Below are 26,571 nucleotides of genomic sequence, written 5' to 3'. Positions count from 1 at the left end.
CACCGGCTCCACCCGCATCACCTCCCCGTTCCCCCAGCGACTTCCCGCTACCGCCCTCCCTGGAGACAGCCATGCCTGTTGTCCCGCTCCCCCAGCGCCTGCCACTCCCCCGGCTCCTGCCGTTCGCCCTGCTGCTGCCGCTGGCCACGGCGTGCGGCGGTGGCGCGGCCGGGGCCCAGGACTCCAAGACCGTCACCGTGACCGTCGGATACCAGTCGAAGACCATCAACACGGTCACCGCCGGAACGCTGCTGCGCTCCCTCGGCTACTTCGAGGAGGAGCTCGCGGCCCGCGGCAAGAAGGACGGCCTCACGTACAAGGTGAAGTGGCAGGACTACGCGACGGGCGCCCCGATCACCGCCCAGATGACCGCCGGGAAGATCGACATCGGGTCGATGGGCGACTTCCCGCTGCTGATCAACGCGGCCCGCGGCCGGCAGCTGGGGCAGCCGACGCGGCTCGTCTCGGTCACCGGCTACAACCTGCGCGGCGGCCTCAACACCGTGGTCACCGCACCCGGCTCACCCCTGCGCTCGCTGGCCGACCTGCGCGGCAAGAAGGTGTCCACCAGCGTCGGCTCGGCCGCCGACGGCACGCTGGTCCGCGCCCTGAAGCAGGCCGGGATCGACCCGGAGCGGGGCATCGAGAAACTGAACCAGCAGCCCAGCGTCGGCGCGTCCGCCCTGGCCGGGGGCAACGTAGACGCACTCTCCCAATTCGTGGCCTGGCCCGGCCAGTTGGCCTACCAGGGCAAGGCGAAGGCCCTCTACGACGGTGCCGACCTGAATCTGCCGACCTTCCACGGCGTCACCGTCCGGGAGAAGTTCGCCAAGGAGCGCGCCGGGGTCCTCGACGACTTCCTCAAGGCCCAGCGACGGGCGACCGACTCTCTGCGCAACCGGCCGGTCGCCGCCGCCGAGACGGTGGCCAAGGAGACCGGGCTCCCCGCCGAGGTGGTCTACCTCTACAACGGCGCCCACGGCATCTCCACCTTCGACCCGGCGCTGCGCCCGGAGTTGATCGCCGCGCTGGAGAAGGACGTGCCGATCCTGAAGGCGGCCAAGCTGGTGGGCGACGTCGACGTGGACTCCTTCATCGACCCGGCACCGCTGCGACGGGCCGCGCGCACCGCCTCCTATCCGAAGGCGGACGCCGCCAAGGCCGAGCTGTGGCTGAAGGGCCGGGCCACCACCCGTACCTTCGACAGCCCGAAGGAGCTGCTGAAGGCCGCGAAGGGCGCCGAGGTGCGGGCCGCGTACGTACCGGACGCGCTGACCGGCACCCTGTGGTTCGCCAACCGGGCGGTGTGGGTCGCGGACGGCTCCGACCTGCGGGCCTTCGTCACCCCGGCCCACGCGAAGACGTACATCGAGCGGCACGCCGGGGCCCGGGTCGTCAGCTACGCGGATGCCGTGAGGCGCGCCTCATGAGCGCGGGACGGTGGCTGGTGCGGGCGGCCTCGCTCGCCGCGGCCCTCGGCCTCTGGCAGCTGCTGACCTCCCTGGACGTCGAACTGTGGCTGCGGTTCGGCCAGTTCCCCACGGTCGGCGAGGTGGCCTCCGCCTTCGGCGACCGGCTGGTCACCGGCCCGTACTGGCAGGACCTCGGCCACAGCCTGCGCCGTATCGTGGTCGGGTTCGTGCTGGCCGCGGTGGTCGGGGTGGCCGCGGGCACGGCGATCGCCCGGTCTCGGTGGGCCGCGGATCTGCTCGGCCCGCTGGTGGAAGTGGCGCGGCCGGTCCCGGCGATCGCGCTGGTCCCGGTCGCGATCCTGCTGCTGCCCACCAACGAGCAGGGCATCGTGTTCATCACCTTCACCGCGGCGTTCTTCCCGGTCCTGGTGTCGACCCGGCACGCGGTGCGCGCGCTCACGCCCATATGGGAGGAGGCCGTGCTCACCATGGGCGGCGGCCGGCTGCGGGTGCTGTTCTCGGTGGTGCTGCCCGGCGCGCTGCCGGGGATCTTCGGCGGGCTCTCGGTGGGCATCGGCGTCGCGTGGATCTGTGTGATCTCCGCGGAGATGATCTCCGGTGAGTACGGGGTCGGCTACCGCACCTGGCAGGACTACACGGTCGTCGACTATCCGGGCGTCTTCGTCGGCATGGCCACCATCGGCGCCCTCGGCTGGCTGACCTCCACCGCGGTGGAGTTCCTCGGCCGCCGCGCCACCTCCTGGCTGCCGCGCCCGGCCGAGCGCGCCCCGTCCCGTGCGGCACGCCGCGCCCTGAGTGCCACTCCCCCAGCCGCCCCGTCCCCCGCTCCGGCCCTCGACAAGGAGCCCGTCCCATGAGTCCCGCGAGTCCTGCAAGTCCCACGAGCAAGAGCACCGCTCCCGTCCAGCAGGGCGCCGAACTCGCCCTGGACGACGTACGACTCGGCCATCGGGCGGGGCAGGCCCTGCCCGGCACCGTGCGGCTGCGCATCGCACCGGGTGAACTCGTGGCCGTGCTCGGCCCGTCCGGCTGCGGCAAGTCCACGCTGCTGCGCACCCTCGCCGGGCTGCTGCCCCCGTTGGGCGGGCGGGTCACCCAGGACGGGACGCCGGTCGGCGGGCCCGCCGCCGACCGGGCGCTGGTCTTCCAGGAGGACGCCCTGATGCCGTGGCGGAGCGTCCGCGCCAACGTCGAACTGCCGCTGGCCGTCCGCCGGGTGGCCAGGGCCGACCGGCAGCGGATCGCCGACGACTGGCTGCGGCGGGTCGGCCTCGCCGGGCACGCCCGCAAGCTGCCGCACCAGCTCTCCGGCGGGCAGCGGCAGCGCGTTCAGCTGGCCCGCGCGCTGGCCGGGCGGCCCCGCGCGGTCCTCATGGACGAGCCGTTCGGCGCGCTCGATCCGCATACCCGCGCCGAAATGCAGGACCTGCTCGTGGAGATCCTGCGCGGCACCGGCGTGACCGTCGTCTTCGTCACCCATGACGTGGACGAGGCCCTCTACCTCGGCGACCGGATCGCCCTGCTCACCTCCGGCGAGGTCCTGGGCGTCCCGCACCCCCGGCAGCGGGACGCCCACGAGGCGCCGGGCACCATCGGGCTGCGCCGCCACGTCCTGGCCTCCCTGTGACGCGTAGCCTCACGGCCCGACTCCCGGCGTCACGGTTCGACTGCCGGCCTCACCCCTGACTCCCGGCCTCACGGCATGACTTCCAGCCTCACGGCCGAGTCGTCCAGTACCGCTTGAGCACCTCCAGTTGGAGGGAGCATTCCAGGGAGGTGACCTCCTCGCTTCCCTCGAAACCGCCGGTGAGGAAGTCGGCGAGGTGCTCCTCGTCGCGGAAGACCCCTCCGTGGGTGAAGACCGAGGCGGCCGCCGTGAGGGCGAGGAATCTGGTCGCGGGGTGGTCCGCGAGCGAGGCGGCGAGCCGCTTCACGGCGCCCGGGCGGCAGCCGATGCCCAGTACCGCCTCGACCGCATAGCCGAGGTCCCGTGGATCCACCTCGACGCGCGGGCGCAGCAGGCCGGATCGGAGCAGGGCGGCGACGGTGCGGCGGGCCCGGGACTCGGTGATGCCGAGCGTGCGGGCGATGGTGGAGAAGGGCGTGCGGGCGTCGTCGCGCAGCACGGCGACGGTGTCGCGCTCCAGGCCGCTCAGCGGTGTGCCGGACGGACGGGCGGCACTCGGGGTGGTCTCCTGCCCCGCGAGCGCGGCGATCTGATCGGGCGTCAGGCGAGGGAGTCGCCAGGCCGCGGCTGAGGTCGTGCGTGCAGACGTGGGTGCTGCGCAGCGGCGGCCGAGAATCTGACGCTGGCCCCGGCGCCCGGCCACACTCCGGGCTCCTGTGTCGTGCTGCTGACCTCCGGTCGGGACCGTGCCGTCTTCGTGGGCGATCTGCTGCACAATCCGGTGCAGGTGGTCGAGCCGGACTGCAACAGCTGCTTCTGCGAGGACCCCGCGGGTGCCCGCGCCTCACGCCACCGGATCCTCGGCGAGGCCGCCGACACCGGGCGGATCGTCTTCCCGGCCCACCTGCGCGGCGAGCGCCCGGGGATGCGGGTCCAACGATCCGGCGGCCGGTTCGCCATCCGCTCCTGGGCGTCGCTGGAGGCCACGGCATGACCGGGGCCGACGGTGGCGCCACCCGCCCGGACCCTGCCCGCCGGAGCACCTCGGGCCCCGACCGCGCGCAGGCCGCGGCGCCCGGACCCGTCGTCCGTACGACGGGCGGACGGGTCCGCGGCCTGCGGCGGGACGGGGTTCAGGTGTTCCACGGGATCCCGTATGCCGCCGCGCCGGTCGGCGCGGCCCGCTTCGCGGCCCCGGCCCCCGCCCCCGGCTGGCACGGCATCCGGGACGCCACCCGGCCGGGGCCACCGCACCGGCTGGCAACCGCGCACTCGCCGACGCCCACTGCGCCCTCCCCGGCGCCCGGACCTACGCCTACTCGTTCACCTGGCGGTCCACCGCCTTCAACGGGCGGCTCGGCGCCTGCCATTGCGTCGAGCTTCCCTTCAATCTTCGACCGCACGGATCTCCCCGCGCTGTACGGCGAACACGCCCTGCTCGGCCCCGCCCTGCCGCACCGCGGAGTGGCGGACCTGGCGGCCCGCACCCACGCCGCCTGGGTCGCCTTCGCCACCCACGGCGACCCCGGATGGGAGCCCTACGGCACGGCCCGGCGGGCGACGATGCACATCGACGACGCCTGGCGACTCCGTTACGGCGCCCCCGCCTCGTCCGCCGGGGAAAGCGCGGTGGGACCGACAGCGGCCGTACCCGTACCCGCACCTAGAGACTGAAGGAGTCCGCCAGGGTGTCGATCTGCGCGGTGAGCAGGGTCGATGCGCGGTGCCCCATCCCGGCGTACAGGCCGGCCACCTCCAAGCTGACCGTGCCGTGCAGCTGCGACCAGGCCAGCACCGTACCGGCGAGGGCGGTGCCCGCCGCCTCGCCGCGCGGCGGCAGCCCGGTGTGCTGCGCCACCCAGTCGGCGACGCCGTCGTCCTTGCGTACCCACGCGTCCATCTCGGCGACGGTCGGCCGCAGCGCCTCGACGGGCACACCGGCGGCGAACACCTTCAGGAACGGCCCCAGGACGGCCCGCGCGCGCTGGAGCGTGTCGGGCGGAGCCGCGTAGCCGGGCAGCGGCGTTCCCTGGATCAGGAGATAGCGGTGCGGCTGCGCGACGGCCCAGCTCCGGTAGGCGCCGGCGAGGGCGTGCAGGGTGGACCGCGCGTCCCCGGCGGAGCCGCCGTCGGCCTGTGCGATGGCCTGCGCCACGTCGTCGTAGGCGTCCCGGATCAGCTCGCCCAGCAGATCGTCGCGGCCCGCGAAGTAGCGGTAGAGGGCCGGCCCGGACAGCCCCATGTCCTTGGCGATCCGGGTGAGCGCGACGGCCTGGACGCCGCCCTCGGCGAGCTGCTGCAGCGCGGCCGCCTTGATCTCCGCACGGTTCTGCTCGCGGTAGCGCTCCCGGGGGCTTCGTACCTCGGCGGCCATGTTCTCCTCCTGCGTTGCGGGGCGGCGGGACGGCATGGGTGAGCGGCCCTCGCTCATCGTAACCATCAATTCAGTTGCGATGGCCGATCGCAAGAGTTATGGTCTCTAACAGAAGTGAGGAAGTGAAGCGAAGGAGTGCTCCACCACCTCGCCCACCTCTGATCCGAACCACCCGCCATCCCGGAGAGAAGGAATCGCCATGTCTGTTGCAGCACGCCGTCTCCATGTCGTTCTGGGCGCCGGCCCGGCCGGCACCACGCTCGCCGCGGAGCTCGCCCGCCGGGGCCATGCCGTACGACTGGTCAGCCGCTCGACGCCGGACGGCGCCCCCGAGGGCGTGGAGCGCCGTGCCGCCGATGTGAGCACGCACGACGGGGCGCGGGCCGCCGTCGAGGGCGCGGATGTCGTGTACCACTGCGTGAACGTCGCCTATCACCAGCAGACCGCGGTGATGCCCCGGGTCCAGCAGGCGGTGCTGGCCGCCGTCGAGGCGACCGGGGCACGGCTGGTCGTCCTGGACACCCTGTACCCGTACGGCCCGACGCACGGCGAGGCGATGACGGAGGACACTCCCTGGCGGGCGACGAGCCGCAAGGGAGTGATGCGGGCGGAGCTGGACGAGGCCTATCTTGCCGCTCAGCGTGCGGGGCGGGCCCGTGTCGTCCTCGGCCGGTCGGCCGACTTCGTCGGCCCCGGCGTGCTCAACTCGACGCTCGGCGGCGCGGTGTTCCCGCCCGCACTGACCGGCGGCGAGGTCCTCGCGCTGGGCGACATCGACCTGCCGCACAGCTACACGGCCATCCAGGACGTGGCGAAGGGACTGGCCACCCTCGGCGAGAACCCGGAAGGCGACGGCCGGGTGTGGCATCTGCCCACCGCTCCCGCCCGCACCACCCGCGAGATCCACTCGATGATCGAGGAGCGGGTGGGCGGCCCGCTGCGGCGGGTGGTGCTCGACGAGCCCCGCCCCTTCGGGCCGTTCGACGCGACCTTCATGGACGAGTACGCGGAGATGTTCTACCAGCACACCGAGGCGCAGATCGTGGACTCCTCGGCGTTCGAGCGGTCCTTCGGCCTCCGTCCGGCGCCGCTGGAGGCGACGCTCGACGCCACCCTCGGCTGGTACCGCACACTGCTGGCCGGCTCGCGGAACTGACCTGCCGCACCCGGCCGTTGGCGCCCCAGGTCCCGTACCGCTCCGGGATATCGCGCCATGGCGTACCGGCCCGGGTCCACCACCGTATGCCGTCGGTGTCCTGGTCGGGTGAGCGGCGGGCGTCCCAGGAAGGCGTTCCGGGCAAGGGGTGTTTCCGCAGGTCAGCGCCGTGTCGGCATTCCAGCCTTCTTCTTCGGCCCGGATTCGTTGCCGTGCGGACGGCCGACCCCGCACGCTCTGACTCGGACCTCGCCGAGAACAACGGAGCGCATGTCTCGGTGAACCCGCCCTCCCCCCTTTGCGTCTCGATGAACGACTGAGACCCCGTCCTCCCCTCTGCGTCGCCCCCTTCCCCCCTCCTCCGTAAATCTCTCCAGTCGGGATGCACGATGAAAGACGATGTACGGTCCCCCGGCCTTCGATTCGAGATCCTCGGCCCGTTAAGCGTCAGTTCCGGTGCGGAGCAGGTGGATCTCGGTACGCCGAAGCAGCGTGCTCTGCTCGCCCTGCTGGTGATCCACGTCGGCAGCGTGGTGTCGCTGCCCGTGATCACCAAGGCGATCTGGGGGTCCAACCCACCGAGTCAGGCGACCTCGACGCTGCAGGCGTACGTCTCCCGACTGAGGAAGGCGCTGCACCGCCACGACCACTCCGTCCGGGTCGTCCACCATCTCCAGGGCTACGTCCTGGCAGCCGATGCCCGACTGGTCGATGCCGCGGTCTTCGAGGCGCGGGTCGGGGACAGCCGGGAACTGCTCAAGGCCGGCGATCTCCACGCCGCTCGCTCGACGGCGTGGACCGCCCTGGAGCTGTGGAACGGCACCCCGATGGGCGAGTTGTACGGCTATGAGTTCGCGGTGGCGGAGGCGGACCGCCTGGAACGCATCCGCCTTCGGGCGCTTGAGGTGTGGGCCCAGGCCAGCCTCGATCTGGGCGGCTACGAGGAGGTGACGGTCCGGCTCGGTGAGGAACTGAGCCGCAATCCCGGACTGGAGCGGCTGGGCGGGCAACTGATGACGGCCCAGTACCACTTCGGCCAGTCGGCGGAGGCGCTGTTGACGTACGAGCGGATGCGCCATGCGGTGGCGGAGGACCTGGGGGCCGATCTCAGCAGGGAACTTCAGGTGCTGCACGCGAGGATCCTGCGGCAGGACCTTTCGGCCCCGCCGGGCCCGGAGCCGGCGCAACGGACCGTACTGCCTTCGGGAGCGGCCTCGGCACCAGCACCGGCCCCGGTCCCGGTCCCGACCCCCGTGCCGCCGGTCGAGGAGCCGGCGCCCGCGGTGTCCCCGCCGCCCGGCGACCGGCTCGTCGGCCGCCGGGCGGAGATGCAGCGGCTGGAGCGCCTGCGGGCCAAGGCCCTCAGCGGTCGTGGCCATGTGGTGCTGGTCTGCGGTGAGCAGGGCATCGGCAAGACATGGCTGCTGGAGCAGGCCGAGCGCGGTCTTGCCGCCGACGGGTTCCAGGTGGTGCGCTCGCACTGCGTCGGGACACCGTCGGACCCCGGCTACTGGACGTGGGAACACCTCGTACGACAGCTGGAGTCCGACGGCGGCACGGGCGAGACCGGCTCCGTGAACCTCGTCGCGCGGGCCGAATGGCCGCCCGAGCAGCATCTCGCCCACCAGATGCGGATCTGCCAGGCCGTGCTCGCCGCCGCGCGTCGGACGCCGGTGGTGCTGCTGGTCGAAGATCTGCACCTCGCCCACGCCCCCGTACTCGAAGTGCTCCAACTGCTGGTCAAACAGGTCGGCCAGGCCCGGGTCATGCTGGTGGCCACGCTCCGCGACCACGAGCTGGCGAGGACTCCGGCGGTGCGCCGTGCCGTGGCCCGCGTCCTCCAAGAGGGCAACACCAGCATGCTCCGGCTGGAGGGGCTCACCGAGGAGCAGAGCCGGGAGTTAATCGCCTCGGCGTCGGGAGCGACGCCCTCGCCGGGCGAGACCCGGCGGCTCCAACGCGCCTCCGGCGGCAACCCCTTCCTCCTGCTCGGCGCGGTCGGCGCACCCACCACCGGGGAGCGGCCCTCGGTCCCTTTCGAGGTGCGCGAGGTGCTGCACGAGCGGCTGAGCGAGTGCTCCGCGGACACGCTCGATGTGCTGACCCTCTGCGCCGTGATGGGCATGGACGTGGACCGTCCCCTGCTGGCGGACCTCCTGTCCACGCTGGGGCTGGGGCACACGCTGATCGACGACGCGGTGCAGACCGGTCTGCTCCGCCACGACCCGGCCGCCGAAGGCCGGCTCTCCTTCACCCACGGCCTGACGCGTGACTTCCTCCTGGACGCCATCCAGCCGGTCACCCGCGCCCGGTGGCACCAACGTGTGGCCACCCTGCTGGCTCCGCGCTGCCAGCCGGGCGACGACACCGCCGAGATCCGCCACCACTGCCTGGCGGCCGCCCGGTTCCTGGGTCCCCGCGTGGGCCTGCGCCCACTGCTGGCGCTGGCCGACCGGGAGCAGGCCCGCTTCTCCCACACGGCCGCGCTGCACTGGCTGCAGGCCGCGGCGTCGGTCGTCGCGGCGCTGCCCGCGGACGAGCCGACCGCCGCCGTGGAAATGGAGTTGCGCAAGCGGATGATGCGGCTGCACGCCCTGATGGACGGCTACGGCTCGGCCCGCTTCGAGAAGGCGCTCGACGATGCCCAGCAGCTGGAGCGGGCCTTCGACGCCAGCCGGCCCACCGGGCTGCTGCACGTGCAGGCGATCAGCGCGCTCACCTCGGGCCACTATGCGCAGGCGGCGGAGATCGGCGGTCTGCTCTACGAGTTGGCCGACCACGGCGGCGGGCCGCAGGCACGGTCGGCGGCCTGCTACGTGGACGGGGTCACCCTCTATGTGAGCGGCCGGCTGGACGAGGCACTCGCCGCGCTCGCCGAAGGCGTCGAGATCACCGACACCCTCGACACCCCCTGCGCGCTCCAGCGGGACCAGCGCATCGGCTACCGGGCCCACCTGGCCCTCGGCCACTGCCTCAACGACGACCCGACCCAGGCCCGGCGCTACCGTTCGGAACTGCTGAACGTCACCCAGTCCGACCGCTACGAACGGCCCTGGGACAGGGCCTTCGCCCGGTACGTGGATGCCCTGATCGCCATCACCGAGCACGACGTACGGGGTGCCCTGTCCGCCGGCAGGGCGGGCCTGGACCTCGCCGCCCGCTGCCAACTGCCGTTCTGGCAGCGCATGCTCGCGGTCCCGCTCGGCTGGGCCGAGGTGCACCAGGGCATGCACGAGAGGGGGCTGACCCGGATGCGGAGGGCGCTGCGGGACGCGGCCCCGTACCGGACCGTGCTGCGCCGAACCCTCCACCTCGGGCTGCTCGCCGACGCCCTGCACTCCGCGGGCGCCCAGGACGAGGCCCGGCGGACCGGCGCCTCGGCCGCCGAGGAGGTCGAGACGCGCGGCGAGTACTTCTGCTACCGGCCGCAGTGGCCGTTCGCCCGGCTGCTGCCGCGAGCGGCGGCGCTCACGCCGTAGGCGCGGGGCTCACGCCGTAGCCGTGGGGCTCACGCCGTAGCGCGGCTCGGCAGGTCTCACGCCGTAGCCGTGACTCAGAGCGATCCGAGCTGTTCGAAACCCGCTCCCCAAGCGCCAAGCACCCTCCACCGGCGATTGGAACATGCGTTCAGGATCTGCCCCCGACATACCCGTTACGGGTAGCGATCCGGGCCGTTCTTAGAGCACCTGTACTCATCACCTCCCCTGGAGGAACCCTGAATCCCTTAACCGTCCCCGCGGAGGGACCCGCCGCGTTCGAATATCGGCCCTCTGGCCCGTGCCTGGCCGAGGACGTCTCAGGGCGAGTGGTGGACGCCTGGGTGCCCGGCGCCCGCCGCCCCTCACGACCGGATGCGAGGTGGCGGGCATGAGCGAGACCGACGAGCCGACCGCCTCCACCGATCCACGGAAAGAGGTACCGAGGCAAGTACCCACGCCCCGCGGTGCGGTGCTGGCGCTGCCACCGTCGTCGATGCCCGCCGGCCCGGCGAGCGACGACATCACCGACGGGCTCAAGGAGGCGTACTGGTCGATCTACGACGGGGCCGCGGCCCAGGCCACGGTCGGCCAGATCCTCGCCGGGCTTCCGCGCACCGTGCGCCAGATCGGCCGGCTGGCATGGCGGACCGACCGCCCGGCCACCGTGGCCGTGGTGGTGCTCCAACTGGTGTCCGCGGCGATGTCCGCCTTCGGCCTGGCGGCCTCCGTCGCCGTCCTCCAGCAGCTGTTCGCCCAGGGCCCGACCCCCGACAAGGTCCGCGCCGCCGTCCCGCAGATCCTGCTCGTGGTGGCCTTCCTCGCCGCCCGGGCCCTGCTCGAAGCCGGTGTCTCCGTCGCGCAGGCCCGCGTGACGCCGAAGATCCGTACCGCATTGGAGAGTGACTTCCTCCAACTGACCGCACACGTCCGCCTTGAGGTGGTCGACGACTCCGACTGGCACGACGACGCCTACCGGGCCAACGACCGCGGGCTGTTCTACGCGCGGCAGATCGTCGGCCAGGTCGTCTCCCTGGCCTCCGCCTTCCTGGGGCTGATCGGCACCGCCGGTGTCCTGACCGTCCTGCACCCCCTGCTGCTCCCCCTGCTCCCGCTGTCCGTCCTGCCCGTGGGCGCCGCAGCGGTGCGCACCGCCCGGGCGCGGTTCCACAGCTTCCGGCGGTGGAACGCCCTGCAGCGCCGGGTACGGGTCTTCTCCTGGCTCCTGCTGGACCGCGACTCGGCCGCCGAGCTGCGCGCCGACACCGCCCAAAAGGCCCTGCTCGACGAACACCGCCGCCTGACGACGCGCATCGCCGAGGAGGACACCCGCCTGGGGGTGAGTGCCGCGTGGCTCACGCTGGCGGGGCAGGGTCTGGGCGGGATCGGAGCCGGAGTCACCTACGTCGCGCTGGGTGCCATGCTGATCGCCGGATGGCTGCCGCTGGCGGCCGGCGCGGGCGCGGTGATCGCCATCCAGGCCGGTCGGACCTCCCTGACCCAGTTCGTCGAAGTCGCCCACCTCGTCTACGAGCACGCGTTGTGGGTGACCGACCTGCTGGCCTTCCAGGAGCGATGCCGCACGCTCCAGCCGTGCCATGGCAGGCGACAAGCACCCCGAACCGTCGCGGAGATCGTCCTCCAGAACGTCGGCTACACCTACCCCGGCAACGACACCCCCGCCCTCGACGGCATCTCCCTGACCCTGCGCGCCGGAGAGACCGTGGCCTTCGTCGGCCTCAACGGGTCCGGGAAGAGCACGTGTTCACGTCTGATCGCCGGTCTCTACACCCCACAGAAGGGGTCGGTCCTGTGGGACGGGGTGGATGCCGCGGACCTGGACACCGAGTCCCTCCAACAGCGGGTGGCCACGGTGCTGCAGGACCCGGTCCGCTTCCCCTTCAGCGCCCTGGCCAACCTCACGGTCTCCCGCGGCACGCTCACCGAGGCCGACCCGCAGCGGGCGCTGGCCGCCGCGCGCGCCTCCGGTGCCGCACAGGTCATCGCAGGTCTGCCCGGTACCTGGCAGGCGCTGCTGTCCAAGCGGTTCCGCGACGGCCAGGAACTGTCGGCCGGACAGTGGGCGAAGATCGCGGTGGCCCGCGGCCTCTACAAGGACGCTCCCGTGCTGCTGCTGGACGAGCCGACCGCGAGCATGGACCCGCGCGCCGAACACGACGTCTACCAGGCGGTGCTGCGCGGCAAGCTCCGCGACGACCAGATCACCGTGCTGATCTCCCACCGGCTGGCCAGTGTCGTCGACTGCGACCACATCTACGTCTTCGACGCCGGACGCATCACCGAATCGGGCTCCCACCAAGACCTCATGTCCCTCGGAGGCGACTACGCCCAGATGTTCACCCTCCAGGCAGCCGGCTACCAGACCGAACCCGCAACCCCTGTCAGCGACTCCAGGACGGCTCACTCGTGAAAGAGGACCACTCCACCATGGACGGACACATCTGGGACACCATCGCGCACCTGGCCCGCCGCTTCACCGCGCATGACGGCGAGCGGGGGCTGGATCAGGCGCAGCAGTGGACGTTGCAGGTGCTGAAGATCGCCGAGGAGACGGGCGAGGCCGCGCAGGCCGTCATCGGTGTGCGCGGCACCAACCCGCGCAAGGGCGACAGCCACACCTGGCAGGACGTGCACGCCGAGGTCGCGGACGTGGTCATCACCGGGTTGGTCGCCCTTGCCCGTATGCGACCCGATGACGCAGCGGAGTATCTGCATCGGCAACTGGCCGCGAAATCGGTCAAGTTCCTAGGTGACGAGCGCTCTTGATCCGGCACTCCTGTGATCCGGCAATCCGGCTCACGCGGGCGCGCGATGCTCCACCGAATGCGGCGAGGCGCGTAAGAGGGGTTCGTGTGCCGGGAGGCAACCCTTCCGCTTCACATTAGGTTAGGCTTACCTAAGTAGACGCTTCACTGGTTGCGTCTCCCTACCCTCGTCTGGAGCACCCGGATGCGCCCCTTCCCCACCCGCGCCGCCGCACCGACCGCCGCCGAGCGCGTCCGGTCGATCCTGGCCGCCGCCCATTCGATGACCGTAGTGAGCGACGGACTGCACAGCGAAGTGCGTCGTCTCGACGGCGCGGGGGCGATGGGCCACTTCCACCTGCACGCGCCGTGCGAGGACCCCGACGCCCAGACGGCAACGCGCATCCCGGTCCGGTTGGAGCTCACCGACATCGCCCCCACCCCCGTACGCGACCGGGTGCGGGCCCGCGTCACGGTGACCGGACTGCTGGCCGGCCCGTACAGCGCGCAGGCCACCGAGAGCACCTGTATGGAGTTCGGCCAGGCGGTCCTGGAGGACGCCCGGGGGCGCAGCTACGTCGACCTCCACGCCCTTGAGGTGACCGAACTCGACCCGATCGCGACCAACGAAGCGAGCATGCTGACCCACCTCGTGGACGACCACGGCGAACTCGTCCCCCTGCTGCTGCGCCTCGTCCGCCCTCGTCCGGGCAGCGGCATGCTGCGCGCCCTCCCGGTGGCGATGGACCGCTACGGCGTGACCCTGCGCCTGGAATACCCCCACACCCACCACGACGTCCGGCTGCCGTTCAAGACCCCGGTGACCGACATCGACCAGGCCGGTCCGCAGATCCACGCCCTCCTCGCCACGGCACGCCGTCTGTCCCATGCGAACCATCTGCCGGCCTGACCGCCGGGCGGCATCAGGGGGCCGGTTGACGCGGCGGGTCGTCGGATGAGCAACGGTCCCCCACAACGGTGAACTTGCTGCTGGGCCTTTCGGCGCGACCGCCTCGTCAGCCCCGTGGAAAGTGCTGCTCAGTGAGTTGACGGGGCCTCGCGAGGGTGGTGTCGGCACGGCCGGTGCCACGTTCTGCCCTCTCGTGCCGCGCCTGGACTTCTTGGAGCATTGCGCTGTCGGCACCACTGGGCAGCGGCGATGCCGAGCCCCGCAAGCCTCCGTCTCCGAGGGCGCGCCTATCGCAGGAAGAATGGCGGAGCCCTCAGAGCCGCTCGCTTCATGCTCCGTCGCGCCCCGGCACCATGTGAGGAGCGCGGATGAGCGCGAGCAACGCACCCGGCCGGTACCAGCCGATCGCCATCGTGGGGGCCGCCTGCCGATTGCCCGGTGACATCGGCGATCTGGGTGAGCTGTGGCGAGCGCTGGAAACGGGCCGGGACCTGGTCGGTGCGGCGCCCGCCGAACGGTTCGACCCCACCCGCTTCATCGATACGAGCATGCCGCGCACCGGCAAGAGCTACACCGCCGCGGGCGGCTTCCTGTCCGACATCGCCTCCTTCGACGCCGCGTACTTCGGGATCTCCCCGAGGGAGGCCACGCAGCTGGACCCGCAGCACCGGCTGCTGCTGGAGTTGACCACGGAGGCACTGGACGACGGGGCGATCGACCCGGCACTGCTGGCAGGCTCCGACACAGCCGTCTACATCGGCATCTCCGACGCCTCCTACGGCGCCCTGCAGATGCTCAAACCATGGGCCATCAGCCCGTACACGATGTCGGGTGCGGCCTCCTCCATCGCCGCCAACCGGCTCTCCCACGCCTTCGACCTGCACGGCCCGAGCATGGCGGTGGACACCGCGTGCTCGTCCTCGCTGGTGGCTCTGGACCGCGCCTGCCGCACGCTGTGGGACGGCACCAGCCGCATGGTGCTGTGCGGCGGCGCGAACGTCCTGCTCTCGCCGTACCACTACGTCGGCTTCTCACAGGCGTCGATGCTCTCCCAGCGCGGCAAGTGCGCCGCCTTCTCCGCGGACGCCGACGGCTTCGTCCGCGCGGAGGGCGGCGGCATGGTGCTGCTCAAGCGCCTCACCGACGCACTGGCCGACGGCGACCGGGTGCACGCGGTGATCCTGGGCAGCGCCAGCAACAGCGACGGACGCACGGCGGGGCTCTCCCTGCCCAACCCCGAGGCACAGGAGGATCTGCTGCGCCGGGTGTACGCGGACTTCGGAGTGCACCCGGACGAACTGGTCTACTTCGAAGCACACGGCACCGGGACCCTCGCGGGGGACCCGATGGAGGCCCAGGCCATCGGCCAGGCCCTGGGCATCCGGCGCATCACCGGCCCGCTGCCGATCGGTTCGATCAAGACCAACGTGGGCCACCTCGAACCGGCCTCCGGAATGGCGGGGCTGTGCAAAGCCCTGCTGGTTCTGCAGCACCGCACCGTCCCCGCCTCCCTGCATGCCGCAATCCCGAATCCACACATCGACTTCACGGGACTGGGCATCGACCTGGTCACCGAAAACCGCTGCCCCTGCCGGCCACGGCGCGGCCGGTCGTCGGCGTCAACTCCTTCGGCTTCGGCGGCGCCAACGCCCATACCATCGTACGGCGCCGCAGCCCGCCACCGATGCCACCGGGCGGCGGCACCCCACCCCCGGAAGGCCTGCCGATCCTGGTGACGGCCCGCACCCCTCAGGCGCTGACCGAGGCGACCTCCCGCATGGCGCAGCACCTCAGGACCGCCGATCCGGAGGGCTTCTACGACCTCGCCTACACCTCCTGCCTGCGTCGGGGCAAACACGCGCACCGCACCGCCGTCCTCGCCCGCACGCCGCAGGAGGCCACGGACAAACTCGCCCGAATCGCCGAGCACGGCTCCGGTCCGACCGCCGAGGCGGTGCACAGCGGCCGGGTGGCGTTCGTGTTCTCCGGCAACGGTTCGCAGTGGCCCGGCATGGGCGCGGATCTGCTCACCAACGACCCGGTCTTCCGCGCGGCCGTCGCGTCGGTGGACGCCGAACTGGCGCCCCGGCTGGGCTGGTCGGTGGCCGAGGAGATGGCCCGACCACGAGAAGACCGGCGGCCGGCGGCGACCGAGGTGGCACAACCACTGTTGTTCGCCGTGCAGTTGGGCGTCGTCGCCGTACTGCGCTCCCAAGGGGTGCAACCGGCGATGGTGCTCGGCCACAGCGTGGGCGAGGTGGCCGCCGCCCACACCGCCGGAGCCCTCACCCTGGCCCAGGCCGCCGAGGTCCTCGCGGTACGCAGCCGAGCCCAGGCGGCCACCGCGGGATCGCGGCCGGATGGCGGCCCTCGGCCTGGGCGCCGTCACAGGCCGCCGAAGTGCTGTCGGATCGCCCGGGGTTGGTGATCGCCGCCATCAACTCCGACCGGGACGTGACGGTTTCCGGACCCGAGCCCCAACTGCGCTCCCTCGCCGCCGACATGATCGCCCAGGACACCGTCTGCACGGTGCTGGAACTGGACTACGCCTTCCACAGCGCCGCCATGGATCCTCTCCGGGAGCCGCTGCTGCGGGCGTTGGAGGGCCTGGCGCCCGCACGGGGCCGAGTGCCGCTCTACTCCACGGTGACCGGCGCACGCATCGCCGGCATGGACCTGGACGCCGCTTACTGGTGGCGCAACGTCCGCCGGCCGGTCCTGTTCGCCGCGGCCGTCGACAGTGCCCTGGACGACGGCGCAGACCTTTTCGTGGAGATCGGCCCCCACCCCGTCCTGCGTTCCTATCTGCGCCGGATCACGGCCGACCGCCCGCGGACGACCACCGCCGTACTGCCGACGTTGCACCGCGCAGCCGACGGGCCGAAAGACCTGGCCACCACCCGCGCCACCCTGCTCGCCGCCGGAGCGGCCACCGACTGGAGCCGGTACTTCCCTCAACCGGGCCAGGTCGTCGGCCTGCCCGCCTACCCGTGGCAACGGGAACGGCACTGGGGCGGCGGCAAGGAACTGTGGACCCGCAACGGGCCGTTGGACCACCCGCTTCTCGGCGCCAAGGTGGCCGCTCCCATGCCCCTGTGGTCCGGCGCCGTCGAACCGGTCCTGGTGCCGTGGCTCACCGACCACCGGGTGGCCGGCTCCGTCGTCATACCCGCCACCGGATTTCTGGAGATGCTGCTGGCGGCCGGCGAACGGGCACTGGGGACGGCGGTGTCGGTGGACCGTATGGACATCAGCAGCCCGCTGACCATCCCCTGGGCCGAGGCCTCCGCCGTCCACACCCAGGTCGCGCTGAACCCGGATGACCAAGTGGCGACCATCACCAGCACCGACGAGGGCGCCGGCGAACCGCGGCCGCATGTGCGCGCACGGGTCCGGCGGCGTATCGGCGGCGCCCCCGGTCCCCTGGATCCGGCCGGCCTCCGGGCCCGCTGCACGCGCCGCATCGCCGCGGCCGACCAGTACACGGCGCTGGCGGAGAAGGGGTTGGCGTACGGACCCGCCTTCCAGGTCCTGACCGAGCTGCGCGTGGGGTCGGGCGAGGTGCTGGCCGCCTACCGAATGTCCGAGCCGACGCAGCACTTCACGGCACACCCCGCGCTCCTCGACGGCGCGCTGCAGGCCGGTGCGCCGCTGCTGTCGAGGCGACTGACGGCGCACGACGACGCCTACCTGCCCTCGGCCTTCGAAGCCGTCCACGTCTGGCGTACGCCCGCCGCCGAGGGCCTGGTGCACGGAGCGGTCCCGCACCGCCGCCGAGGTCTGCTGGGACATCACCGTCACGGACGAGGACGGCACGGTCAGCGTCGAACTGCGAGGCTGCCGGCTGCGCCGTCTCCCCAGCCCCGTGCACGCACCCGTGACCCGGCATCACACCGTGCTCCGCGCCGCCCCGCACACCGACACCCCGGCCCCGCCGAGCCCGCTGCCCGACTCCCGGCTGATCGCCGCCGCCTGCGAGGAGCGCATTGCGGAACTGCGCCGGACCGTACGGCCGTTGCGGTGCGCCGAGGCGGCGGAGCGGTTTCAGGAGTACTTCGCCGAAGTGATGACGGCAGCCATCAGAGCCCTTCTGCCCGATCCCGCCGAGCCGTTCACACCGGCGGAGCTGACCGCGGCAGGCATGCTGGAGAAGTACCTTCCCCTGATGAAGCTGGAGCTGCCGGTCCTGGAGCGGCGCGGTCTCGTCACCCGTACGGCGCCTGGCCACTGGGTGCTGACGTCCGCCGAAGGGCCGTCGTCGGATCTGCTCGGCACGGCATTGCTGGACTTTCCCGCGTTCGGCAATGAAGTGGCGCTGGCGGTGCGCAACAGCTCGCAGATCCCGCAGCTGCTTCGCGGAGAGCACGACCCGCTGGAGATCTTGACCGGCGAGGGGGCGGAACACGTCCTTGAGCTGTTCTTCGACACCGCACCCCTCAACCGCTTCCACCACCGCATCGCGCAGACGCTGGCCGGGGAAATGGCCCGGCGCTGGCCGGCCGACCGCCCGCTGCGCGTCCTGGAAGTCGGCGCCGGCACCGGCGGCCTGACCGGCGCCCTGCTCCCCGTCCTGCCGGCCGACCGCACCACGTACCTGTACACCGACGTGTCGGCGTACTTCCTCCCCCGCGCCCAGCAGCGCTTCGCGCGGTACGACTTCGTGCGGTACCGCACCTTCGACCTCGACGTGGATCCGGTGGAGCAGGGCCTGGCCGAGGGCGGTTTCGACCTGGTGGTCGCCGCCAACTCCCTGCACACCGGCAAGGACCTCACCGCCACCCTGGAGCGGATCGCCGCCCTCCTGGCCCCCGGTGGCCGTCTGCTGAGCATCGAGCACCACCATCCCGAAGCGCTGATCCCCTGGTTCGGGTTCCTGGACAGCCTCTTGCACCACCACACCGACCACGAGCTGCGCCCGGGCGCCATCCTGCTGCCCCGGGAGGAGTGGCCGCCGCTGCTGGAGCGCTGCGGCTTCACCGACCTCGTCCAGACGGGGGACGACCGCGCGTCGGACCTCACCTCCGCCTCCGTCATGCTGGCCACCGCTCCCCGGAAGCCCCGTGAACCGCCGCCCGAACCGCCCGTCGGTCCGCGGGGCGCGGCCTTCGTCCTGGTCACGGAGGAGCCCGCCGAGGAGTCGCTCGCCGACTCCGTGGCGGAGCTGCTCACCGCCGACGGACGGCATGCGGTCCGCCGCGTCCGCGCCGACGAGGACGTACGGGAGTGGCGACAAGAGATCGGTGAACCGGCCGAGGACCTCCACCTGGTGCTGGTCCTGGCCGACCGCGCCCCCTCCGGCGTGGCCGGACTCACCGAGCACACCGCCCGACGAGCGACTCTGCTGCGCGGGTTGGCGCAGGCCCGGGAAGGCCGCCTTCCGCAGGGCCGCACCTCGAACTGTGGCTGGTGACCCACCCCAGCGGCGCCCTCCCCCCTGACCCGAGCGTGCCCAGACCCCCGCCGACGCCGTGGCCTGGGGCCTCGGCCGCTCCCTGAGCAACGAGCTCCCCGACCTGTCCGTCCGGCGGATCAGCCTCGACCGGTCCGGCGCCCCGGCCACCGACGCACGGCGGCTGGCCCGCGAACTGCTCGCGTCCCTCCGACGAGGACGAGATCGCCCTCACCGCACAGGGCAGGTTCGTCCTCCGCGCGATGCCGCTGCCCGCCACGCCCGCCGGTGCTGCCGACCACTACGCCCTGGGCGTCCGCGACCCCGGGCTGTCCTACCGCCTCGCCTGGCAGGAGATCGAGGGCCGGAAGCCGGGCATCGGGGAGGTCACGGTGGCCGTGCGGGCCGCCGCCCTCAACTACCGCGACATCATGCAGAGCGTCGGCCTGCTACCGGCCGAAGCCACCGCGGGGGGTCGGCCCGCGACACGCGGACTGGAGTGCGCCGGCGTCGTCACCGCCGTGGGACCCGGGGTCGGCACGGCCGCTGTCGGCGACCGCGTCTTCGGCCTCGCCCCCGCGGCACTCGCCTCCCATGTGACCAGCCCGGCCCAGGCGTTTCAGCACATACCCGACGACATGACCTACACCGAGGCCGCGGCCACCATTCCGGTGGCGTTCGGCACCGTCCACTACAGCCTCGTCACCCTGGCACGGCTCCAAGCAGGCGAAACGCTCCTCGTCCACGGAGCAGCCGGTGGTGTCGGACTGGCGGCCCTGCAGTACGCCACCGCATGCGGCGCGCACGTCATCGCCACCGCCGGCAGCAGCCTCAAGCGGGACTTCCTGCGCCAGCTCGGCATCCAGCACGTCCTCGACTCCCGCTCCCTCGACTTCGTCGAGCAGGTCAAGCCCCTCACCCGCGGGCGGGGCATCGACATCGTGCTGAACTCCCTGGCGGGCGAGGCCATCACCCGCAGCCTCGAACTGCTCCGGCCCGGCGGCCGGTTCCTGGAACTCGGCAAACGGGACATCTATGAGAACAAGCCGCTGTTGCTGCGCCCCTTCCGCAACAACATCGCCTTCTTCGGAGTGGACCTCACCAAGGCCCTCATGCATCGGCCCGACGAGGCGATCGCCTTGGTCGAGGAGGTCGGCGAGCGGGTGCGCAGCGGTGCCTACCGTCCGCTGCTGCACACCGTGTACCCGGCGGCCCGGGTCGCCGACGCCTTCGCGCTCCTGCAGCACTCCCGCCACATCGGCAAGGTGGTCATCGCCTTCGACCCCCTCGACGAACCCGTCACCGTCGAAGCGGAACCCGCCCGTCCCGCCCTGGATCCGCAGGGTACCTACCTCGTCACGGGCGGACTCAGCGGCTTCGGGGCCGCCACCGCGCACTGGCTGGCCGACCGCGGGGCCCGCCACCTCGTCCTGATCGGCCGGCGTGGGGCGGCCGCCCCCGAGGCCCCGGCCCTGCTCGACGCACTGACCCGCCGCGGAGTCCAGGTGACCGTTCGGGCGATGGACTGCGCGGACCTGGCGGGCATGCGTGCCCTGCTCGACGGCATCGATGCCGCGGGGCATCCGCTGCGCGGCGTGGTGCACTGCGCCATGCACCTGGACGACGCACCCTTGAGCGAGCTGTCCGAGGAACGCTGTGCCGCCGTGTTGGCCCCCAAGGCTGGCGGCGCACTGGTGCTGGACCGACTCACCCGCGACCGGCGGCTCGACCTGTTCCTGCTGGTCTCCTCGGAAGCCGCACACATCGGCAACCTGCACCAGGCCCCGTACGTCGCGGGCAACCTCTTCCTCGAAGCCCTGGTACGGCAACGGCGCGAGGCCGGGCTCCCGGCCCAGGCGGTCTCCTGGGGAGCGCTCGGCGAGACCGGATACGTCCTCCGCAACGACCTGACCGCCCAGCTCTCCGCCATCGGACTGGAACCCCTCCGTCTCCGCGATGCGTTCGCCGCCCTCGACGATCTGCTCACCCGCGACACCGCGGTGGCCGGAGTCGCCCGCTACAACTGGGCCCGGGCCCGCGGTCTGCTACCCGCCCTGGACACCCCGCGCCACAGCCTCCTGATGCCGTCGCACGGCGAGACAGGCGGCCGATCCCACGATGAGCTCCTCGCCGAACTGGCCGCCCTGCCCCGGGAAGAGGCCCGCGCCGCGGTACAGAACGCCCTCACCCAGCTGCTGGCCAACGTCATGCAGATGGACCCGGACACCCTCGATCCGCACCGCAGGCTGGACGAGTACGGGCTCGACTCCCTGATGGCCGCCGAACTCCTGATGTCACTGCGCCACCGCTTCGACATCGACATCCCCCCGATGGAGCTCCTGCGCACCGGCCGCACCATCGACGGCCTGGCCACCCTGCTGCACCTGCGCCTCGGTGCGCACCACGACCAGACCGCGGCCGCCGAGCCCACGGCCACCGACCTGCCCGGCCAGCGGTCCCCCACTCCCGAACCTCCCGCACTGCCCGTACCGCGAGCTTGAGAGGGACAGCGATATGCAACAGCGGCCACCCGCACGAGCGTCGGTCCTGGAGACGCTACTGCTGGGCGTCACCGTCCTCATCCCCACCCTGGCCCAGGGGGCGATCCTGCGCCGCCCCCGCATGGTCCGCCTCGCCGCCCGATTCGACACCAACCGCAGCGCCAATCGCACCCTCGCCAACCTGCGCCGACGGCACGGCGCGGGCCCGGTCTCGATCACCGTTCCCGGACGGCGGGTAGTGCTGCTGCTCTCCCCGCAGGACGCCCGCCACCTGTTCTCCGCCACTCCCGCCTCGCTCACCCCTGCCAACCGGGAGAAGGCCGGCGGGCTACGTCATTTCGAACCCGACGGAGTACTGATCTCCCCGACCGAAGTCCGCCCCGAACGCCGTGCGTTCAACGAGGCCGTCCTGGACTGGGGCGCCCCCGCCCACCGGCTCTTCCCGGCCCTCGCCCCCCGCATCCGTGCGGAGGCCCAGGCCCTCCTCACCCGCCACCTCGACTCGGACCGACCCCTGGGCTGGGACGACTTCTCCGCGGCCTTCTGGCGCGTCATCCGCCGTGTCGTGCTCGGGGACACCGCCCGCGACGACCACCGCATCACCGAACTGCTGGCCGCACTGCGCGCCGACGCCAACTGGCTCAATCTCCTCAGGCCGAAGGAGCGGACCCGCGAGGCGTTCCTCGCCGGTGTGCGCGCGTATGTGGAGCGTGCCGAGCCCGACAGCCTGGCCGCCCTGGTCGCCGCCACCCCGTGCGCCGAAGGGGCCGAACCCGCGGGGCAGATCCCGCACTGGCTCTTCGCCTACGATGCCGCCGCCATCGCCACGTACAGCGCCCTCGCCCTCCTGGCCGGCCACCCCGAACACACCGACCGCGTGCACACCGAGATCGACGGCACCGAACCCGACCAACCGGCCACCGCCGACGCGCTGCCCCTGCTGCGGGCCTGCGTCCTGGAGTCGCTGCGACTGTGGCCCACCTCGCTGGCCATCCTCCGCGACACCACCGCGGAGACCACCTGGCACAACGGCACCACCACCCCGGCCGGCACCGGCATCGTCTTCTCCAGCTCCTTCTTCCATCGTGACGCCCAACACCTTCCGTACGCAGACGAGTTCGAGCCCGACGCCTGGCTCGACGGCCGCAACCAGGGCAACTGGGCGCTCGCCCCCTTCAGTCACGGCCCCGCGAAGTGCCCCGGTCAGGACCTCGTCCTCTTCACCGCCGCAACGTTCCTCTCCGCTCTGCTACGCGACCACAGGGCTCTCCTGCTGCTCCCCCGGCGCCCCCTCGTCCCCCCGGCCCCGCTGCCCCACACCATCGACCACACCGCCCTCCGCTTCGCGCTGACTCCCAAGTAGCCGCGGCGGCGGACTTCCCGCCACCGCCGGTCTGGACGACTCCCTTTGTGCTTCCTACAGCGCCTTCGTGGCCTCGACGTGCTTCTTGATGAGTTCGTAGGAGTGGATGCGGTCGTCGAGGTCGTAGACGGGGGTGGTCAGCATCAGCTCGTCCGCTCCGGTCGCATCGGCCAGTTGCGCGAGCCGGGTCACGACGGTCTCGGGCGTCCCGACGGCCTGCTGTCCGCGGAAGGCGGCCAGTGCCCGCCGCTCCTCCGCCGTGAAGGGGTGGGCGGCCGCCTCCTCGGGCGTGGGGAAGGGGGTCTCACTGAGGCCCTTGAGGAGGCCGGCCTTGACCACGTTCATCGGTTCGCCCCGCCATACGGCCTCCTCCTCCGTCTCGGCGCACACCGTCTCGACGCACAGCAGCACCCGAGGTCTCTCGCACCAACGCGACGGGGTGAAGTCGGCCCGGTAACGCTCCAGCGCTGCCGGGGTGTTCTCCGGGCGGATGTGGTGGGCGAGGGCCATCGGCAGGCCGAGGCTCGCCGCGAGAGCGGCGCCCGCGGTGCTGGAGGCCAGCAGCCACGGCTCCGGAAGCGGGTCGAGTGCGACTTCGTCGACCAGGAAGGACAGGATCGCGGCCACGTCGTCGCGGTACTCCGCGTCCGTCGTCGGTCCGGCCCCGCGGCGCAGGGCCCGTGCGGTGGTCTCGTCGAAGGTGCCGGGGCCACGGCCGATACCCAGGTCGATGCGGCCCTGATTCAGGGCGGCCAGCGTTCCGAACTGCTCCGCCAGTGCGAGGGGGGCGTGGTTGGGCGCCAGCACTCCGCCCGAACCGAGGCGGATCGCCGAGGTCGAGGCGGCGGAGTGCGCGGTCAGCACAACTGGCGGGAAAGCGCCGATGGCGGGCGAGTGGTGGTGCTCGGCGTACCAGACCCGGTGGTAGCCCAGCCGCTCCATTCCCTGCGCGAAGGCGGTGGTGTCGCGCAGGGTCTTCACGGCTCGGGTCCCCGTCTGGACCATCGCGACTTCCAACGCTGAAAGCGGTACATCGATCATGCCGTCAGCATAGGGATCGGGTGTCGGCCGGGGGCCCGGCGATCCACCTGTTCTCGGCCACACGGCGGGGGCCGGCACGGCGGGTTGGAGCGACGCGGCGGAGTGGGGCGCGGTGGGTGTGATGGGACGGGGCCCGCGCTCAGTCCCCGTTGGCTCCGGTGGCTCCCGTGGCCCCGAAAACCTCCCTCAGCGCCCCGGCGAAGCCCGCCGTGTGGGACAGGAAGCCCACATGTCCGCCGGGGAACTCCACGATCCCGGTACCGAGCCACTCCGCCAGGGTCCGCGTCGTACGGTGCAGAAGCGTCTTGGGCCCCTCTCCGCCGACCACCAGGGCGAACGGCCCGCCGCGCAGCGCGTCGGCGTCCGGCCTGAAGCGGACGAACGAGCGCAGCTCGTACGCCAGGCAGGTCTCCATATTGGCGCGGATGCGTGCCAGCATCTGCTGCACCGGTACGGGCAGGTTCTGCGCTGGTTCCGGGGGTCCGTCCACGCCGATCTCCGTAGTGAACCTCAGCATCGCGGGGTCGACACCCTCGCGCTCGTACAGCTCGTACACCTCCTGGAACAGGGCGTGCCAGCGGTCGGCGTCGGGCAGCAGGTCGATGACGAACGGCTCGTGTGCCACCAGCGCCCGCACCTGGCCGGGGTGCCGGGCCAGGAGGTCCATGCCGATCATTCCGCCGTAACTGGTGCCGAAGACATACGCCGGCTCCTCTCCGGCGACCGCGCCGAGCAGGAGGTGGGCGTCATGGCCGAGCTCCTCGATCCGCTGCGCCCGGGGCGGGCCGGTGAGGCGGCTGCGGGAGTTGCCGCGCAGGTCGTGGGTGACGACGGTGAAGTCGTCCGCCAGCAGGCCGGCCAGCGGCGCGAACATGGCCGCGTCTCCGTCACCGCCGTTGACGAGCAGCAGCGGCGGACCCGATCCGCGCACTTCGTAGTAGATCTCGGCCCCGGGAACGGTCAACATGCCAGTCTTCATAGGACCTTCAGGGTGCACCGATGACGGGGTACGGGGCAATCACCTGATAACGTCCCCGTGTACATGACCGACCTAGGAGGTGAGACCCATTACCGCTGTATCAGGCTGGGTGCTCTCCTCCCACATGGCTGTGCGGTTCATCTGACGTAGGTGGCCCTGGGAGCGCCCACAGGCATCCCGAAAGGCCCACACCTATGTATTTCACCCCGGAGACGACCTCAGAGGTCTCGCCCACCTTCTCGGCGTACGACGGAACCCGGCTCGCCTACCACGTCATCGGCCACGGTCGTCCCCTGGTCTGCCTGCCCGGGGGCCCGACGGACTCCGCATACCTCGGCGACCTCGGTGGCCTCGCCGCACACCGTCGGTTGATCCGGCTGGACCTCCGGGGCACCGGCCGGTCGGCCGTCCCGGAGGACGCCGCCTCCTACCGCTGCGACCGGCTGGTCGAGGACGTGGAGGCCCTGCGCGAGCACCTCGGCCTGGACCGGATCGACCTGCTCGCGCACTGCGCCGGCGCGAATCTGGCCGTCCTGTATGCGAGCCGCCATCCGGAACGCGTCCGGAGGCTCGCGCTGATCACACCGAGCGTCCGGGCCGTCGGCATCCCGATCGGCGACGAGCTCCGGCTCAGGACCGCTCGGCTGCGCCGGGGCGAACCGTGGTTCCCGGCGGCTTTCGCGGCCCTGGAGGCGATCGTGGCGGGTGCGGCCACCGACGGCAGTTGGCAGGCCATCGCCCCGTTCTCGTACGGCCGTTGGGACGAGGCGGCGCAGGACCATCAGGCTGCGGCGGACGACCGGATGAACATGAAGGTGGTAGCCGCCTTCGGCGCCGAAGGCGCGTTCGCCCCGGACGCCACCCGCGCCGCGCTCGCCCGCTTCGCCTCGCCGGTCCTCCTGCTAGCCGGGGAGGTGGATCCGGGCGCCCCTCCCGCCACGGTGGGTGAGTTCGCCGGACTGTTCCCACACGCCGAACTCATCGTCCAGCCCGGAGCCGGACACCATCCGTGGCTCGACGACGCCGAACGGTTCGCGGCGACGACAGCGGGGTTCCTGGGGTAAGGCGCGAAGACGACGCCCTGGTCATGCCGACATCAGCAATCGCGGGCGGGTTCGAGGAACTCAAGCCGATTGCCCAGCTTGTCGAACGCATAGCAGCGATCGTGGCCAGGGAAGTCGTCGTCCCAGGTGACGCTCACGCCGTTGTCCTCCAGCCGCTCGGCGAGCGCTTGGAGCGAGCTCACCAGGATGCCCGGATGCGCCTTCTTGCTCGGGCGGAAGTCCTCTTCGACTCCCAAGTGGACCTCCAGGCCCCCACTTCGGAACCAGCACCCACCGCGAGCCGCCAGCACCGGCGGCTTCTCAAGCTCTGTCATACCGAGAACGCCTCCCCAGAACTCGCGGCAGAGTTCTTCAGCACCGTGAGGGATCGCAAGCTGCACGTGGTGCAGGCCACCCAAGGCGTATCCGGGCGTTTCCCGGTCCATATCTCCTCCTCGGCCAAAAAGTCTCGACGTCAAGATAATGAGAGCCGAGTGCCCCCGACAAGGGGCAG

General features: G+C 72.0%; 21 protein-coding genes and 3 pseudogenes. 19 read left to right on the top strand and 5 right to left on the bottom strand.

Annotated elements, in window-relative coordinates; genetic code table 11:
* Positions 1-71 precede the first annotated feature (71 nt).
* The 3 genes from WAB15_RS35645 to WAB15_RS35635 are packed head-to-tail and all read left to right on the top strand — an operon-like array spanning position 72 to position 3,060.
* Entirely contained in the window at positions 72-1,430 is a 1,359-nt protein-coding gene (locus WAB15_RS35645) for an ABC transporter substrate-binding protein (RefSeq protein WP_407288814.1), read from the top strand.
* Positions 1,427-2,290, top strand: coding sequence for an ABC transporter permease (locus tag WAB15_RS35640; protein WP_407288813.1), 864 nt, complete (start codon positions 1,427-1,429; stop codon positions 2,288-2,290). The genes WAB15_RS35645 and WAB15_RS35640 overlap by 4 nt, the downstream gene beginning before the upstream one ends.
* Positions 2,287-3,060, top strand: a complete 774-nt coding sequence (locus WAB15_RS35635; RefSeq protein ID WP_407288812.1) for an ABC transporter ATP-binding protein — start codon at positions 2,287-2,289, stop codon at positions 3,058-3,060. The genes WAB15_RS35640 and WAB15_RS35635 overlap by 4 nt, the downstream gene beginning before the upstream one ends.
* 88 nt (positions 3,061-3,148) lie before the next feature.
* Here WAB15_RS35635 and WAB15_RS35630 read toward each other — a convergent pair whose 3' ends face one another.
* Positions 3,149-3,763, bottom strand: a complete 615-nt coding sequence (locus tag WAB15_RS35630) for an Lrp/AsnC family transcriptional regulator (protein WP_407288811.1) — start codon at positions 3,761-3,763, stop codon at positions 3,149-3,151.
* On the opposite strand from WAB15_RS35630, the pseudogene WAB15_RS35625 reads away from it, so the two are divergent.
* The 3 genes and pseudogenes from WAB15_RS35625 to WAB15_RS35615 all read left to right on the top strand — a co-directional run.
* Positions 3,734-4,054, top strand: a pseudogene (locus WAB15_RS35625) (MBL fold metallo-hydrolase); the annotation flags it as partial. The gene WAB15_RS35630 and the pseudogene WAB15_RS35625 sit on opposite strands and share 30 nt — an antisense overlap.
* Positions 4,051-4,296, top strand: a pseudogene (locus tag WAB15_RS35620) (carboxylesterase family protein); the annotation flags it as partial. The pseudogenes WAB15_RS35625 and WAB15_RS35620, both read left to right, overlap by 4 nt.
* Before the next feature lie 228 nt (positions 4,297-4,524).
* The gene (locus tag WAB15_RS35615; protein WP_407289378.1) at positions 4,525-4,734 is read left to right on the top strand and encodes a hypothetical protein; all 210 of its coding nucleotides are present in this window, start codon (positions 4,525-4,527) and stop codon (positions 4,732-4,734) included.
* Here WAB15_RS35615 and WAB15_RS35610 read toward each other — a convergent pair.
* Complete coding sequence (locus WAB15_RS35610; protein ID WP_407288810.1) at positions 4,724-5,434, bottom strand: TetR/AcrR family transcriptional regulator; 711 nt, start codon at positions 5,432-5,434, stop codon at positions 4,724-4,726. The two genes, WAB15_RS35615 and WAB15_RS35610, sit on opposite strands and share 11 nt — an antisense overlap.
* A 199-nt stretch (positions 5,435-5,633) precedes the next feature.
* On the opposite strand from WAB15_RS35610, the gene WAB15_RS35605 reads away from it, so the two are divergent.
* From WAB15_RS35605 to WAB15_RS35550, 12 genes and pseudogenes are all read left to right on the top strand, one after another.
* Positions 5,634-6,590, top strand: a complete 957-nt coding sequence (locus WAB15_RS35605; RefSeq protein ID WP_407288809.1) for an NAD-dependent epimerase/dehydratase family protein — start codon at positions 5,634-5,636, stop codon at positions 6,588-6,590.
* Between the two features lie 389 nt (positions 6,591-6,979).
* Positions 6,980-10,069 carry a BTAD domain-containing putative transcriptional regulator gene (locus WAB15_RS35600; protein ID WP_407288808.1) on the top strand — a complete coding sequence of 1,030 codons (3,090 nt, stop codon included), beginning with the start codon at positions 6,980-6,982 and terminating at the stop codon, positions 10,067-10,069.
* Between the two features lie 388 nt (positions 10,070-10,457).
* On the top strand, positions 10,458-12,497 hold the full coding sequence (locus WAB15_RS35595; protein WP_407288807.1) for an ATP-binding cassette domain-containing protein: 2,040 nt from the start codon (positions 10,458-10,460) through the stop codon (positions 12,495-12,497).
* 17 nt (positions 12,498-12,514) lie between these two features.
* Positions 12,515-12,853 carry a MazG-like family protein gene (locus WAB15_RS35590; RefSeq protein WP_407288806.1) on the top strand — a complete coding sequence of 113 codons (339 nt, stop codon included), beginning with the start codon at positions 12,515-12,517 and terminating at the stop codon, positions 12,851-12,853.
* A gap of 183 nt (positions 12,854-13,036) precedes the next feature.
* Positions 13,037-13,741, top strand: coding sequence for a DUF2470 domain-containing protein (locus tag WAB15_RS35585; protein ID WP_399145589.1), 705 nt, complete (start codon positions 13,037-13,039; stop codon positions 13,739-13,741).
* A gap of 368 nt (positions 13,742-14,109) precedes the next feature.
* Complete coding sequence (locus tag WAB15_RS35580; protein ID WP_407288805.1) at positions 14,110-15,477, top strand: polyketide synthase; 1,368 nt, start codon at positions 14,110-14,112, stop codon at positions 15,475-15,477.
* A pseudogene (locus tag WAB15_RS35575) lies at positions 15,378-15,593 on the top strand (hypothetical protein); the annotation flags it as partial. The gene WAB15_RS35580 and the pseudogene WAB15_RS35575, both read left to right, overlap by 100 nt.
* A 159-nt stretch (positions 15,594-15,752) precedes the next feature.
* Positions 15,753-16,169, top strand: coding sequence for an acyltransferase domain-containing protein (locus tag WAB15_RS35570; protein ID WP_407289351.1), 417 nt, complete (start codon positions 15,753-15,755; stop codon positions 16,167-16,169).
* Positions 16,142-18,049, top strand: a complete 1,908-nt coding sequence (locus WAB15_RS35565; protein WP_407288804.1) for an acyltransferase domain-containing protein — start codon at positions 16,142-16,144, stop codon at positions 18,047-18,049. The genes WAB15_RS35570 and WAB15_RS35565 overlap by 28 nt, the downstream gene beginning before the upstream one ends.
* Positions 18,050-18,221: 172 nt before the next feature.
* Positions 18,222-19,151: a class I SAM-dependent methyltransferase gene (locus WAB15_RS35560; protein WP_407289350.1), complete on the top strand. Its 930-nt coding sequence runs from the start codon at positions 18,222-18,224 to the stop codon at positions 19,149-19,151.
* A 242-nt stretch (positions 19,152-19,393) separates the two neighbouring features.
* The gene (locus tag WAB15_RS35555; RefSeq protein WP_407288803.1) at positions 19,394-21,631 is read left to right on the top strand and encodes an SDR family NAD(P)-dependent oxidoreductase; all 2,238 of its coding nucleotides are present in this window, start codon (positions 19,394-19,396) and stop codon (positions 21,629-21,631) included.
* A gap of 13 nt (positions 21,632-21,644) precedes the next feature.
* Positions 21,645-22,994: a cytochrome P450 gene (locus tag WAB15_RS35550; RefSeq protein ID WP_407288802.1), complete on the top strand. Its 1,350-nt coding sequence runs from the start codon at positions 21,645-21,647 to the stop codon at positions 22,992-22,994.
* A 54-nt stretch (positions 22,995-23,048) separates the two neighbouring features.
* Here the strand turns inward: WAB15_RS35550 and WAB15_RS35545 are convergent, their stop codons facing one another.
* Both WAB15_RS35545 and WAB15_RS35540 read right to left on the bottom strand, forming a co-directional pair.
* Positions 23,049-24,035 carry an MsnO8 family LLM class oxidoreductase gene (locus WAB15_RS35545; RefSeq protein WP_407288801.1) on the bottom strand — a complete coding sequence of 329 codons (987 nt, stop codon included), beginning with the start codon at positions 24,033-24,035 and terminating at the stop codon, positions 23,049-23,051.
* Between the two features lie 139 nt (positions 24,036-24,174).
* Positions 24,175-25,002: an alpha/beta fold hydrolase gene (locus WAB15_RS35540; RefSeq protein WP_407288800.1), complete on the bottom strand. Its 828-nt coding sequence runs from the start codon at positions 25,000-25,002 to the stop codon at positions 24,175-24,177.
* Positions 25,003-25,208: 206 nt separating this feature from the next.
* Between WAB15_RS35540 and WAB15_RS35535 the strand changes: the two genes are divergently transcribed.
* On the top strand, positions 25,209-26,078 hold the full coding sequence (locus tag WAB15_RS35535) for an alpha/beta fold hydrolase (RefSeq protein WP_407288799.1): 870 nt from the start codon (positions 25,209-25,211) through the stop codon (positions 26,076-26,078).
* Positions 26,079-26,110: 32 nt separating this feature from the next.
* Here WAB15_RS35535 and WAB15_RS35530 read toward each other — a convergent pair whose 3' ends face one another.
* Positions 26,111-26,503 carry a glyoxalase gene (locus WAB15_RS35530; RefSeq protein ID WP_407288798.1) on the bottom strand — a complete coding sequence of 131 codons (393 nt, stop codon included), beginning with the start codon at positions 26,501-26,503 and terminating at the stop codon, positions 26,111-26,113.
* Between the last annotated feature and the right edge of the window lie 68 nt (positions 26,504-26,571).

The organism is Streptomyces sirii (genome assembly GCF_045690365.1).
Classification (GTDB): Bacteria; Actinomycetota; Actinomycetes; order Streptomycetales; family Streptomycetaceae; genus Streptomyces; species Streptomyces sirii.
This window is presented reverse-complemented; position numbering and strand designations above follow the sequence as displayed.

What these genes read in the sequence shown, in the direction of transcription:
- WAB15_RS35645 (WP_407288814.1), top strand. Translation starts at nt 72, where the DNA reads ATGCCTGTTGTCCCGCTCCCCCAGCGCCTGCCACTCCCCCGGCTCCTG.
- WAB15_RS35640 (WP_407288813.1), top strand. Translation starts at nt 1,427, where the DNA reads ATGAGCGCGGGACGGTGGCTGGTGCGGGCGGCCTCGCTCGCCGCGGCC.
- WAB15_RS35635 (WP_407288812.1), top strand. Translation starts at nt 2,287, where the DNA reads ATGAGTCCCGCGAGTCCTGCAAGTCCCACGAGCAAGAGCACCGCTCCC.
- WAB15_RS35610 (WP_407288810.1), bottom strand. Translation starts at nt 5,434, where the DNA reads ATGGCCGCCGAGGTACGAAGCCCCCGGGAGCGCTACCGCGAGCAGAAC.
- WAB15_RS35605 (WP_407288809.1), top strand. Translation starts at nt 5,634, where the DNA reads ATGTCTGTTGCAGCACGCCGTCTCCATGTCGTTCTGGGCGCCGGCCCG.
- WAB15_RS35600 (WP_407288808.1), top strand. Translation starts at nt 6,980, where the DNA reads ATGAAAGACGATGTACGGTCCCCCGGCCTTCGATTCGAGATCCTCGGC.
- WAB15_RS35595 (WP_407288807.1), top strand. Translation starts at nt 10,458, where the DNA reads ATGAGCGAGACCGACGAGCCGACCGCCTCCACCGATCCACGGAAAGAG.
- WAB15_RS35590 (WP_407288806.1), top strand. Translation starts at nt 12,515, where the DNA reads ATGGACGGACACATCTGGGACACCATCGCGCACCTGGCCCGCCGCTTC.
- WAB15_RS35585 (WP_399145589.1), top strand. Translation starts at nt 13,037, where the DNA reads ATGCGCCCCTTCCCCACCCGCGCCGCCGCACCGACCGCCGCCGAGCGC.
- WAB15_RS35580 (WP_407288805.1), top strand. Translation starts at nt 14,110, where the DNA reads ATGAGCGCGAGCAACGCACCCGGCCGGTACCAGCCGATCGCCATCGTG.
- WAB15_RS35570 (WP_407289351.1), top strand. Translation starts at nt 15,753, where the DNA reads ATGGGCGCGGATCTGCTCACCAACGACCCGGTCTTCCGCGCGGCCGTC.
- WAB15_RS35560 (WP_407289350.1), top strand. Translation starts at nt 18,222, where the DNA reads ATGGCCCGGCGCTGGCCGGCCGACCGCCCGCTGCGCGTCCTGGAAGTC.
- WAB15_RS35555 (WP_407288803.1), top strand. Translation starts at nt 19,394, where the DNA reads ATGCCGCTGCCCGCCACGCCCGCCGGTGCTGCCGACCACTACGCCCTG.
- WAB15_RS35550 (WP_407288802.1), top strand. Translation starts at nt 21,645, where the DNA reads ATGCAACAGCGGCCACCCGCACGAGCGTCGGTCCTGGAGACGCTACTG.
- WAB15_RS35545 (WP_407288801.1), bottom strand. Translation starts at nt 24,035, where the DNA reads ATGATCGATGTACCGCTTTCAGCGTTGGAAGTCGCGATGGTCCAGACG.
- WAB15_RS35540 (WP_407288800.1), bottom strand. Translation starts at nt 25,002, where the DNA reads ATGTTGACCGTTCCCGGGGCCGAGATCTACTACGAAGTGCGCGGATCG.
- WAB15_RS35535 (WP_407288799.1), top strand. Translation starts at nt 25,209, where the DNA reads ATGTATTTCACCCCGGAGACGACCTCAGAGGTCTCGCCCACCTTCTCG.
- WAB15_RS35530 (WP_407288798.1), bottom strand. Translation starts at nt 26,503, where the DNA reads ATGGACCGGGAAACGCCCGGATACGCCTTGGGTGGCCTGCACCACGTG.